Here is an 11,842-nt window from a genome sequence, read left to right as displayed (position 1 = left end):
CGGTCATCACTTCTGTAAACCTCGATTCTACCCTGAGCTGTGCCAAGTTATCCACAGGCTAACAAATTTAGTTGCGTAATATCGGGCTAAATAATTGACACAACAGAAAGAATTTGCTGAAATGACGGGCTTAACACGATTTTCTGTTGCCAGATCCCAAGCGTTTGCGCTGTCGGGGTGGAGATTTTCTGCGATTTCTGGCGGCTCATTTTTTTGGATACACCATGAAACGCACCTACCAACCCTCTGTTACCCGTCGCAAGCGTACCCACGGTTTTCGCGTTCGCATGAAAACTCGCGGTGGCCGCGCTGTTTTGAACGCACGTCGCGCTAAAGGTCGCAAACGTCTGGCTGTATAAGCCATGTCGGGATGCGGGGCCCAGGGTGATGGATCTATTATCTAAAGCCCGACTCCCACGATACGCATCATGCGTGCCTCCTTTCCAGCTACGGCTCGCTTACATAGCCCCACCGAATACGCACAGTCTCTTAAAGGGCAACGCGTAGGTCGCGGGGCTTTGTTCGTGGTCACTCGCTCTCGTGGCGAAGATCCACACCAGACCGAAGGCGCCCGTCTGGGACTGATCGTCCCCAAGCGCTTTGCCAACCGCGCCGTCACCCGCAACACCATCAAGCGTATCTTGCGTGAAACCTTCCGCCACAAACGTGAAGGCTTGCCCAATGCCGCCTATGTCTTCAGGCTGCACAGCAAGGTACCCCAGGTGTCGCTGACTGCCCTGAAGCAACTGGTTCGCACCGAGGCCGACACCTTGTTCTCCAAGGTACGGCCATGATGCGCAAACTGGCTTCGGCACCGATCCGCTTTTACCAGTTTTTTCTGAGTCCATGGATCGGTAGAAACTGCCGCTTTACTCCCAGCTGCTCCAACTATGCCTTGCAGGCCATTGAAATTCATGGCCCGCTCAAAGGGCTATGGCTCGGTGGTGTACGCATCTGCCGCTGCAATCCCTGGTGCAAGGGAGGGCATGATCCTGTGCCCGCTCGCACGCCCGAAGACCGCAACACTTTCTGAAATCGTCCTGGTCTGCGCCTTGTTTTTCAAGGCAACCCCCTGTTTGCTGACCAGCTACGTTAAACTGCTAAGCTTTTGCTCAGCTTTATAAATGTGATACAGGCGCTATGGATATCCGACGCACCATCCTATGGATGATCTTCTCCTTTGCACTGCTGCTGCTGTGGAACAACTGGCAGGAATACAACGGCAAACCATCGCTGTTCGCTTCCACCCCAGCCACCACACAAGCGCCAGCAGCCTCCGACGAACCTGCCGCAAACGGTGGTGTTCCCGCTGCTCAAGAGCCGACTGCGTCTGCTGCCTTGCCTTCGAGCAACAGCGCGGTGTCTGCCACAGCGCAAACTATCGACATCACGACAGACGTCTACAAGCTGGGCTTTAGCACCGAAGGTGCCCAGCTGATCAAGGCCGAGCTGTTGAAGTACGGTTCGCCCGAGAACCCCGAGCAGCCCATGGTGCTGCTGGATAACTCGCCCGCCTCCACCTACCTGGCCCAGTCCGGTATTGTGGGTGCCTCTGGCCAGAACCTGCCCAACCACCTGACCCCGTTCACCCTGGTCTCGAGCCAGCGCAGCATGACGGGCGATACGCTGGACGTGGTGTTTGAAGCGACTTCGGACGACGTGAAAGTCACCAAGACCTACACGCTGCACAAGGGTCGCTACGACATCCAGGTTCGTCACGACATCCAGAACAATACCGGCGCCGCGATTGACCCACGCCTGTACCTGCAACTGACTCGCGACGGCAACAACCCACCCGACTCTTCCCGCCTGTACAGCACCTTTACCGGTCCTGTGGTTTACTCCAGCGGCGACAAATTCCAGAAGATCACCTTCTCGGACATCGACAAGAACAAGGCCACCTACGCGCGCAGCGTGGATAACGGCTGGATCGGCATGGTGCAGCACTACTTTGCAACCGCCTGGGTTCCTGCCCAGGATCTGCAACGCACCAACGAAATCCTGAAGCTGGGCAACAATCTGTACGCCGTGCGCACGCTGGAATCGGTCGGTTCGATCGCCGCTGGCCAAAGCAAGGCTGTGGACGCCTCCCTGTGGGTAGGCCCGCAAGACCAGAAAGCCATGTCGCAACTGGCTACCGGTCTGGATCTGGTGGTGGACTACGGCTGGCTGACGATCATCTCCAAGCCTTTGTTCAAGCTGCTGACCTGGCTGCACTCCCTGCTGGGTAACTGGGGCTGGGCCATTGTGGCGCTGACCGTGCTGATCAAGCTGGTGTTCTTCCCGCTGTCGGCCGCCAGCTACCGCTCCATGGCCAAGATGAAGCAATTTGCGCCACGCATGCAAGCCCTGCGCGAGAAGTTCGGTGACGACAAGGCCAAGCTGAACGCCGCCATGATGGAGATGTACCGCACCGAGAAGATCAACCCGCTGGGTGGCTGTTTGCCCATGCTGGTTCAGATCCCTGTGTTCATTGCGCTGTACTGGGTGCTGCTGGGCAGCGTCGAGATGCGCGGTGCACCCTGGATTCTGTGGATTCACGACTTGGCCGCACGCGACCCATGGATGATTCTGCCCGCCATCATGATGGGTACCATGTTCCTGCAGATCAAGCTGAACCCCACCCCGCCTGATCCAATGCAAGCCAAAGTCATGATGCTGATGCCTCTGGTCTTTGGTGGCATGATGTTCTTCTTCCCCGCCGGTCTGGTTCTGTACTGGTGCGTGAACAACATCCTGTCCATTGCCCAGCAGCGCTACATCATGGTGCAGATCGAAAAGAACAGCGCGAAAGCAGCCAACAGCTAATTCGCTCTGACACAAAAAACCTCGCTACGTTTAGCGGGGTTTTTTTTTGCCTGCTACCCATGCCAGATCACTCGGAACGATCCTGCCCAACCTCGCTAAAGGCCCGTATTTACAAACATTGATTAACTTTTCAGATTCTGCTCATAGAAAATTCATGCGCAGCGTTTCTACTTACCGCTATGATCGGGATGAAAACCGTCTTGATAGCAAAAAGCTATTTGTTCACTAAAATCATTTGATTTAACTATTTCGACCAAGGCAAGTAGACTGATCTCAACTTCTTAAAACGACCCGCCCCCCTCGGTTCGGGTCAGCTTCAACGGAGAAACACAATGAGCAACAAAACCCTGACAACCGCCGCTGGCCGCCCGGTTGAGGAGAACCAGAACTCCATGACGGCAGGCCCTCGTGGTCCCGTCCTGATGCAGGATTATTGGCTGCTGGAGAAGCTGGCTCACTTTGACCGAGAACGCATCCCGGAGCGTGTCGTACACGCCAAAGGCTCGGGCGCTTTCGGTACCTTTACCGTCACGCACGACATCACGAAGTACAGCATGGCCAAGGTCTTCAAGCCAGGCAGCAAGACACCCGTTTTCTTACGTTTTTCCACCGTAGCAGGTGAAGCAGGAGCCGCCGATGCAGAACGCGACGTTCGAGGATTTGCCCTCAAATTCTATACAGAAGACGGAAACTGGGACCTCGTGGGCAATAACACTCCTGTCTTCTTTATACGGGATCCACTGAAGTTCCCCGACTTCATCCACACACAGAAACGCGACCCGCGCAGCCACCTGCGCAACATGAGCGCCGCCTGGGATTTCTGGTCCTTGTCGCCCGAATCCTTGCACCAGGTCACCATCTTGATGAGCGACCGCGGTTTGCCCTGTAACCTGCGCCAGCAGCACGGCTTTGGTTCGCACACCTACAGCCTGATCAACGACAAGGGCGAGCGCCACTGGGTGAAGTTCCACTTCAAATCCCAGCAGGGCATTGCCAACTACACCAATGAAGAAGCCGCCAAAGTCGTGGGCCAGGACCGCGAGAGCTCGCAGCGCGATCTATACGAGAACATTGAAAAGGGCAACTTCCCACGCTGGGCGCTGCGCATTCAGATCATGACCGAAGAGCAGGCGCGCACCTACCACATCAACCCCTTTGACGTGACCAAGGTCTGGCCACATGGCGACTTCCCGCTGATCGATGTGGGCATGCTGGAGTTGAACGAGAACCCCACCAACTACTTTGCCCAAGTGGAGCAAGCCGCCTTTACGCCTGCCAACCTGGTGCCCGGCATTGGTCACTCGCCCGACCGCATGCTGCAAGGTCGTATCTTTTCCTACGGCGACACCCAGCGTTACCGTCTGGGCGTGAACCACGGGCTGCTGCCAGTGAACGCACCGCGTTGCCCGTTCCACAGCTACCACCGCGATGGCGCCATGCGTACTGGCGACAATAACGGCGGCACGATCAACTACGAGCCCAACAGCCAGGGCGAATGGCAACAGGCTCCCCGTAGCGAACCGCCTCTGGCGCTGGACGGCCAGCCGGCAGATCACTGGGATCACCGCGTGGATGATGATTACTACTCGCAGCCCGGCAATCTGTTCCGCCTGTTCAACGACGAAGAAAAGCAGCGTCTGTTCAGCAATATTGCCGACGCCATGGCCGGTGTTCCCAAGGAAATCATCGAGCGTCAGCTGGGTCACTTCACCAAGGCAGATCCTGCCTACGGTGCAGGTGTCAAAGCAGAACTGACAAAACGCGGTCAGCTTTAAACCCTGACCGGGCTGTTTAAGCCATCAAAGAATCGGCTCCCCATCTACAATCGGGGAGCCGATTTTTTTTTGCACTGGCCCTGCGTCTTCCTACCGAGCCCCACCATGAAATTTGGCTACACCATCATCTACGTTCCCGACGTCGGCCAGGCACTGGATTACTTCAACCGCGCGTTTGGCTTGACCACCAAAATGCTGCATGAAACCGGCTTGTACGGCGAGCTGGAAACCGGCCAAACCACCTTGGCCTTTGCGGGGGAAATGCTGGCCTACATGAACTACCCAAAAGGCCATTTGTCACCGCACGCGTCAGAAGTGCCGCTGGGCATCGAAGTTGCCCTGGTCTGCGATGATGTACCTGCCGCTCATGCCAAGGCGCTGGCAGAAGGGGGCACGGAACTGGCACCGCCGCAGGACAAGCCTTGGGGACAGGTGGTGTCTTATGTACAAACACCGGAGCGCATTGTGGTGGAGTTGTGTACGCCGGTTAATTAAGTTTGTGCTGGATTCGGGATATGCATTCCGTGCACCTCAAGCGCAATCTGACAGGGGCGTGTCCGGGTCTTGCTAACATCGACTTGTTCAGAGCGGTTAGAAAACTACACGTAGAAGCAAAAACGCCCCACACTCAAACTTGCGGGGCGTTTTTCCACATCCTTGAGTTTTACTGCTGCAAATACCCCGACTCCTTGATGATGGGTCCCCAAGTGTCCAGGTCGTTCTGAACAATGCGCGATAGCTCCTGCGCATCGCCCGACTCGGGTCGGAAGCCGATGGGCACAATCGCGCTTTCAATGCGTGGCAGCTTGGCCACTTCATTGAAGGCGTCCTGGAACTGTTTGACCATCTCCGGCTCCATGCCCAGCGGGGCAAAAATCCCCATCCAGCCCGACGCTTTCAGGTCGCCATAGCCCATTTCTGCAAAGGTGGGCACGTCTTTCAAGATAGGCAGGCGTTCCGCGCCGGTAATCCCCAGCACCCGCACCGAACCGGCGGCAACGTGTTCGGTAATCATGCCCACCGCATCCACGCCAGCGGGTATATGGTCACCCAGCAGGTCGTTGATCAAAGGGGCACCCCCTTTATAAGGCACGGGGGACATCTGGATATCGTTCTTCTTGGCGATGCTGAAGCCAATGAACTGAGGGGCACTGCCGGGGGCGGGAATGCCATAGTGGCCGTACTTTTCCGGTTCTTTGCGCACCAGCTCCACGTACTCCTGCAAGGTATTGGCAGGCGTGGTTTTACCCACCACAAAGATATGTTCGAACTTGGCGATCACGGCTACCGGCGCAAAATCCTTTATTGGATCGTAGCTGACCGTTTTTACGGTCAGGGGCAGGGTGGTCATCATGTGATTATTGGCGACCAACAGCACCGAGCCATCGGTAGGCGAGCGCAAAAATCCTTGAGCGGCAACCTGCCCGCCCGCGCCTGCGCGGTTATCCACCACCACATTCACTCCCAGCTTTTCACGCAATTGCTCGGCATACACCCGCGCGACGGCATCCGCTGTTCCTCCGGCCGGATAACCTACGACCAAACGTATGGTGTCCGGCAACTTGCTGGCAACAGACATGCCTGTTGCCAAGGCCAACGCCGTTCCCAGCAAAACCTGCGCCCATTTCTTTTTCATTACTTGTCTCCCTACCTCTTGATGACGCTATTAAAGTTCTACTACTCGTCCATTTCCTTGTGCGGCATGACGGCTTAACAAAGCGGCAGCCGTCAATACGTCCTCGAATGCCAAGCCCAAGGATTTAAAAATCGTGATTTCTTCATTGTTGATGCGGCCTGCGGATTGCCCCTCCAGAACGGCACCCAGCTCGTTCAACTCGGTATCCGCCGACAAGTAGCCCTGCTTGCACGCATTCAAGAACTCGCCCGACTCGTTACGAGTGGATTGCGCACGGTCCACAAACAAACGGCCTGCCGTCATGGTGGGGCCATCCAGTTCACTGCTGGCGGGTGTGCTGGAACCCATGGCAGTGATGTGCGTGCCAGGGCGCAGCCATTCGCGCTGCAAGACAGGCGTGGCAGAGCTGGTGGCCGTCAGTACCATATCCGATTGAGACACGGCTTCCTGGGCCGAGACTCCAGCTATCAAGGGGCAATCCAGATACGCCTGGGCTTCCTCAATGAAATGCTGAGCCGACTGTGCGGAGCGGGTAATCACAAATACGTTGCTCAAGCGACGCACTTGCGCCACGGCACGCAACTGCCACAAGGCCTGATGCCCGCCACCAAACAAGGTCAGCACACTGGCATCCGGGCGCGCCAGCATGTCGGTGGCCAGGCCACTGACCGCTGCGGTACGCAAGGCCGTCACGCTGCTGGCATCCAGAATGGCACGTGTTTCGCCGGTCAAGCCGCTCATCAAGAGCACGCAGCCTTGATGGGGGTCCTTACCCAGGCGCACATTGTCTGGAAACAGGGTGCCCATCTTGGCACCGTACAAAGGCTCGGGATAAATCTCCGGCATGTTGATGCAGGCAGGCATCATGCCCAGAAAGCCGCTGGACAAATGGCTGCGCACAATCGTACGCAAGGGCTGGTCAATACGCCCTTGCTGCATGGCGACAAAACCCTGGCGCATCAGATCAATCGCCGCCCCCATATCCAGCCCTTCATACACTTCCTGGGCTTTTGCTACATAAACGCTTAGCTGCATGATTAGCCTTGCGCCAGTGGCGTGGTGATATGGCGGATAAAGGTGTCGGTATCCGTATTGGAGCCGCAGAACAGCACGCCCACTCGTTGCCCGGCCAGATGTTTGCGCAAGGGAAACATCAAGGCAGCCGTTGCCACAGCGCAAGCCGGTTCGGTCGCCATCTTGAATTCGTTGAACAGGAAGTGCATCCCTGCACGGATCTGGTCGTCGTTGACGGTCACCAGCGTATCGATATTGTCCTGACACACACGGAAGCTGAACTCGTCGGTATGCGGAGCCATCAGACTGTCTGCGATGGACTGCATGGCGCCGATTTTTTGCGGCTCGCCAGCCTGGCGGCTAAGCGCCATGACGTTTGCTCCCACAGGCTCGATGCCATAGACCACGCAATCAGGCTGCCACAGCTTGACAGCAGCCGACACACCGGCGGCCAAGCCACCGCCCCCAATGGGCACCAGCACCGCGTCCAGCTTGCCCGCTTGCTGCAACCATTCGTAGCCCAGCGTGGCGGTTCCCAGCACGGTGGGGTAGGTGCTGAACGGATGAATGAAGGTCTTCTGTTCGTCCTTCTCTATCTGACGCACCAGTTCAAACGCCTGCTCGCCATTGTCAGCAAAGACGATCTCGGCCCCATATTCACGGCACAGGGCTACGCGCGCCGGGCTGGCCGTCTTGATCATCACGGTCTTGGCTTTCACCCCCATTTGATGGGCGGCATAGGCCACGGCCACGGCGTGGTTACCTGCAGAAACGCAAGTCACCCCTTGCTGGCGTGCTTCTTCGGACAAGCTCAGCAAATTGTTGAAAGCACCGCGTGCCTTGAACGTGCCCGAGGCCTGCAAATGCTCAAACTTGAAATTGACGGCGCTATCCAGACGCCCGGTCTGGTAATCGAACACGGGCGTCTGGCGCACATAGGGACGCAGACGCTCATGCGCCTGCACCACATTTTCCTTGGTAACTTTTTCTGTTGTCATGGGTTTGCCTTGAAACCTGTTTGTCTATTTTTAAGAGGCTACAGCCTGGCTGCGAATCAGAGCGCGCAAGAACTGCTCGCACTGCTCCACTTGCGCCAGTTCTACGTACTCGTCGGGACGATGGGCCTGCTCGATATTGCCGGGACCACAAATAATCGAAGGGATACCGGCTTGCTGGAACAGACCTGCCTCGGTGCCATAGGCCACTTTGCGCACCGTGTCGTCCCGCGTCAGTTCACGCACCAGCTTGGTAATGGCAGCCTGCTCTTCAGGATTCAGGCCAGGGGCGCTGGCCAGTTTCTCCAGCTCCACCAAAGCATCCGGATGCTCGCGGCGCATGGCAGGCAGGACTTTCAGGTCGATGAACTCACGGATTTCCTGCAAGATCGGCTCAGGGTCCACGCCGGGCAGATTGCGGTATTCAAATTCAAACTCGCAAAGGTCAGGTACGGTATTCAAGGCGATACCGCCACGAATCATGCTGGTCTGCAAAGTGGTGAAGGGCACGTCAAAATCATGGTCATAAGGGCCCATGCTCTTGTAGTCGTCGGCCAGATCACGAATAGCCGTGATGATGCGTGCCGCATGCTCAATCGCGTTCACACCCTTGGGGGTCAGCGAGGAGTGCGCGGCATGACCGTGCACCCGGCAGCGATAGGCGTTAATGCCTTTATGCGCCACGATGGTGCGCATGCTGGTGGGTTCACCCACCACGCAGCCTTCCGGTTTCACGCCACGGCGGACCAAGTCATCAATCATGACGGGCGCGCCGACACAACCGACTTCTTCGTCGTAGGAGTAGGCCAGGTGGATGGGTTTGGCCAGCTTGGTCGCCAGCATTTCAGGAACCAATTGCAAAGTCACACCGACAAAGCCTTTCATGTCGCAAGTACCGCGGCCATACAGGCGGTCGTCGCGAATCTCGGCTTTGAAAGGGTCACTACTCCAGTTCTGGCCATCGACAGGCACCACATCAGTATGGCCCGACAAAACAATGCCACCCGTACGCGTGCCATCGGCAGCCGGAATCGTAGCGAACAGATTGGCCTTGCGGCCGCTGGCGTCATGCGTCAGCACAGTTTCCAGCCCTTGCTGCTGCAAATAGGCCTGCACGTCATGAATCAGTTCCAGGTTGGATTCCCGGCTTGTCGTATCATAAGCAATCAGTTTCTGTATCCATTCCACCGAGGTAGAGGGATAAGCAGTAGGATCAAACAACGCAGTCATGCCTTCTTTCTCCCAGCGTAAAACGTGTAGTTCTATACAATAGGACAGAGTTTTCCTATAAGAAAATTAATATTATTTATAAGAAGATGGTTTTTTACTTCTTTAGGTTATGACAAAAGACTTAGCCAACACCGCCCCCAACTTATTGAGCAAAACAGCCATGGGGGCGCGCATACGTGATGAACGCAAACGACAGGGCCTGACCCTGCTGATGTTGGCACGCTTATCCAATGTGTCTTTGTCCACCCTGTCCAAGGCAGAGCGCGGCCTGATTGGCCTGAGCTACGAAAAATTTCTGGCCGTCAGCCGGGCCTTGAAGATGGATTTGTCCGACCTGTTCAAGACACCTCGCGATCAAAATGAATCCGGCATGGATATTCTGGTGGGACGGGCTTCACGTACCGTGACCTACCATGCGCATCGTTATGAATACGGCATGCTGGCATCGGAATGGATCAACAAGAAAATGACGCCCATGCACGGGCGTGTCCTGGCCGGTAAACCACGCGATGCCAGCGACTTCAGCCAGCACGAAGGCGAAGAATTTATTTTTGTGATCGAAGGGCAGTTGACCATGCAGTTTCAGGACGGGCGCCGCCACGTGCTGCAGGCGCGCGACAGCATCTACTTCAAAAGCAATCTGGGCCACTTGTACCTGTGCGAACACGGGGAAAGCGTGGAGATCTTGGTGGTTTGTGTGAACAATCATTAGACTCAAGAGGCGTAGACAGTTAGCTTTTGACGCTTTGGTGGCATACCAAAGAGCTCGTTTATTTGCTTTGTCCCCGATTAGATAGCCCAGATGTCTGCTGGATTGCCTGATTGCCTGATTGCCTGATTGCCTGATTCTCAAGAGCCTGGGCCACAAGTACATAAAAGCAAGCATTTCAGATACCAACAAGGGCTAACGCTCCAAGCCCGAACCATCCACCTGCTCCATTACAATACGGCTCTGTTCTGCCTCTTTGATCGATCTGCCCATGTCCAGTTCTTCCCCTATTGTGGCTATTGCCACCGCCCCCGGCCGGGGTGGTATTGGTGTCATCCGTGTGTCCGGCAAGGAGCTTGATGCTCTGATCCAGACCCTGTTTGGCCGTACGCTGCAAGCGCGTCATGCGCACTTTTTGCCCTTCAAGGACGCACAAGGCGAGGCAATCGACGAGGGCATCGCGCTGTTCTTTAAAGGCCCGCATTCTTATACCGGCGAAGATGTGCTGGAGCTGCAGGGCCACGGCGGCCCGGCTGTTCTGCGCCGCCTGCTGGATCGCTGCCTGGAAGCGGGTAAAGATCAGGGCCTGCGCCTGGCCGAGCCTGGCGAGTTCACCCAGCGCGCCTTCTTGAATGACAGACTGGACCTGGCCCAGGCCGAGGCCGTGGCCGACTTGATTGACGCTTCATCGGAAGCCGCGGCCCGCAGTGCCGTCGCGTCCCTATCCGGCGTGTTTTCCAACAACGTCAACGCCCTGGCCGACCGTATCATTCACCTGCGCATGCTGGTAGAAGCTACGCTGGATTTCCCCGAAGAAGAAATCGACTTCCTGGAAAAGTATCAGGCGGCGGCCACCCTGCAAGGCATACAGGACGAGCTGGAACGCATCCTGCAGCATTCGCGTCAAGGGGCGATCCTGCGCGAGGGCCTGCACGTTGTACTGGCAGGCCAGCCCAATGTGGGTAAATCCAGCCTGCTCAACGCCCTGGCCGGTGAAGATGTGGCCATCGTGACCGACATCGCCGGCACCACCCGCGACCGCGTCATGCAGCTGATCCACATCGATGGCATCCCGCTACATATCGTGGACACCGCTGGTCTGCGTGAAACCGAGGACACCGTAGAGCGCATCGGTATCGCCCGAACCTGGGACGAAATCGCCAAGGCGAACGTGATCGTGCACCTGCTCGATGCTCGCAACCCGCAAGACGAGCTCGATAGTGCCATTACCACTCGCCTGCCATCACACGTACCCGTGCTGCGCGTCTATAACAAGATAGACTTGCTGACAGCTGAGCAACAGGCGGCCTTGCCGGCACAAGAAAGCGGCGCCACCGTGCTGCCGATTTCTGCCCGTAAGGACATCGGTCTGGACACGCTGCGCCGCACCTTGCTGGATATCGCAGGCTGGAACCCCGGCAGTGAGTCCCCCTGGCTGGCACGAGAACGACACCTGCGGGCCTTGGAGCGCGCGGAGTACCACCTGGGCCTGGCTGCGGAACACGCCACACACAGCGATCAGGTATTGGATCTGTTTGCAGAAGAGCTCCGCCTGGCACATCTGGATCTGTGCTCGATAACCGGCGAGTTCAGCAGCGATGATTTGCTGGGGGAGATTTTCTCCAGTTTTTGTATTGGGAAGTGACCTCGTCGAAAGACTGAGCCATCGATGTGC

General features: G+C 56.8%; 12 protein-coding genes. 8 read left to right on the top strand and 4 right to left on the bottom strand.

Features of this window, described 5'->3' with window-relative positions:
- Positions 1-224 precede the first annotated feature (224 nt).
- The 6 genes from rpmH to NBV64_RS19015 all read left to right on the top strand — a co-directional run bounded on the left by rpmH (position 225) and on the right by NBV64_RS19015 (position 5,078).
- A complete protein-coding gene (gene rpmH / locus NBV64_RS19040) occupies positions 225-359 on the top strand; it encodes a 50S ribosomal protein L34 (RefSeq protein ID WP_003800771.1) in 135 nt (44 codons plus the stop codon).
- A 69-nt stretch (positions 360-428) separates the two neighbouring features.
- Entirely contained in the window at positions 429-794 is a 366-nt protein-coding gene (gene rnpA / locus NBV64_RS19035; protein WP_009461433.1) for a ribonuclease P protein component, read from the top strand.
- Positions 791-1,033, top strand: a complete 243-nt coding sequence (yidD, locus tag NBV64_RS19030) for a membrane protein insertion efficiency factor YidD (RefSeq protein WP_021447161.1) — start codon at positions 791-793, stop codon at positions 1,031-1,033. Before rnpA ends, yidD begins: the two co-directional genes overlap by 4 nt.
- Positions 1,034-1,140: 107 nt before the next feature.
- Complete coding sequence (yidC, locus tag NBV64_RS19025; protein WP_009461429.1) at positions 1,141-2,808, top strand: membrane protein insertase YidC; 1,668 nt, start codon at positions 1,141-1,143, stop codon at positions 2,806-2,808.
- Positions 2,809-3,140: 332 nt separating this feature from the next.
- On the top strand, positions 3,141-4,583 hold the full coding sequence (locus tag NBV64_RS19020) for a catalase (protein ID WP_009461427.1): 1,443 nt from the start codon (positions 3,141-3,143) through the stop codon (positions 4,581-4,583).
- Between the two features lie 105 nt (positions 4,584-4,688).
- Positions 4,689-5,078: a VOC family protein gene (locus NBV64_RS19015; RefSeq protein ID WP_250756358.1), complete on the top strand. Its 390-nt coding sequence runs from the start codon at positions 4,689-4,691 to the stop codon at positions 5,076-5,078.
- Positions 5,079-5,247: 169 nt separating this feature from the next.
- On the opposite strand, the gene NBV64_RS19010 is transcribed toward NBV64_RS19015, so the two are convergent.
- Genes NBV64_RS19010 through argE form a run of 4 tightly spaced genes read right to left on the bottom strand, consistent with a single transcriptional unit; the run spans position 5,248 to position 9,458 of the window.
- Entirely contained in the window at positions 5,248-6,219 is a 972-nt protein-coding gene (locus NBV64_RS19010; RefSeq protein ID WP_250756356.1) for a tripartite tricarboxylate transporter substrate-binding protein, read from the bottom strand.
- Positions 6,220-6,249: 30 nt separating this feature from the next.
- Positions 6,250-7,254 carry an ornithine cyclodeaminase family protein gene (locus NBV64_RS19005; protein ID WP_009461421.1) on the bottom strand — a complete coding sequence of 335 codons (1,005 nt, stop codon included), beginning with the start codon at positions 7,252-7,254 and terminating at the stop codon, positions 6,250-6,252.
- 2 nt (positions 7,255-7,256) lie between these two features.
- On the bottom strand, positions 7,257-8,231 hold the full coding sequence (locus tag NBV64_RS19000) for a threonine ammonia-lyase (protein ID WP_035269514.1): 975 nt from the start codon (positions 8,229-8,231) through the stop codon (positions 7,257-7,259).
- A gap of 30 nt (positions 8,232-8,261) precedes the next feature.
- Positions 8,262-9,458 (bottom strand): acetylornithine deacetylase, encoded by a 1,197-nt coding sequence (gene argE / locus NBV64_RS18995; protein ID WP_035274907.1) that lies wholly within the window; start codon positions 9,456-9,458, stop codon positions 8,262-8,264.
- A gap of 109 nt (positions 9,459-9,567) precedes the next feature.
- Between argE and NBV64_RS18990 the strand changes: the two genes are divergently transcribed.
- Together NBV64_RS18990 and mnmE are read left to right on the top strand one after the other, a co-directional pair.
- Entirely contained in the window at positions 9,568-10,170 is a 603-nt protein-coding gene (locus NBV64_RS18990; protein WP_022983402.1) for a helix-turn-helix domain-containing protein, read from the top strand.
- A gap of 268 nt (positions 10,171-10,438) precedes the next feature.
- Entirely contained in the window at positions 10,439-11,812 is a 1,374-nt protein-coding gene (gene mnmE / locus NBV64_RS18985) for a tRNA uridine-5-carboxymethylaminomethyl(34) synthesis GTPase MnmE (RefSeq protein ID WP_009461414.1), read from the top strand.
- Positions 11,813-11,842 lie beyond the last annotated feature (30 nt).

The sequence above is a fragment of the Alcaligenes sp. DN25 genome (assembly GCF_023674485.1).
GTDB lineage: Bacteria > Pseudomonadota > Gammaproteobacteria > Burkholderiales > Burkholderiaceae_B > Alcaligenes > Alcaligenes phenolicus.
Note: the sequence above shows the minus strand (reverse complement) of the source record. Positions and strands in the feature narration are given on the sequence as shown.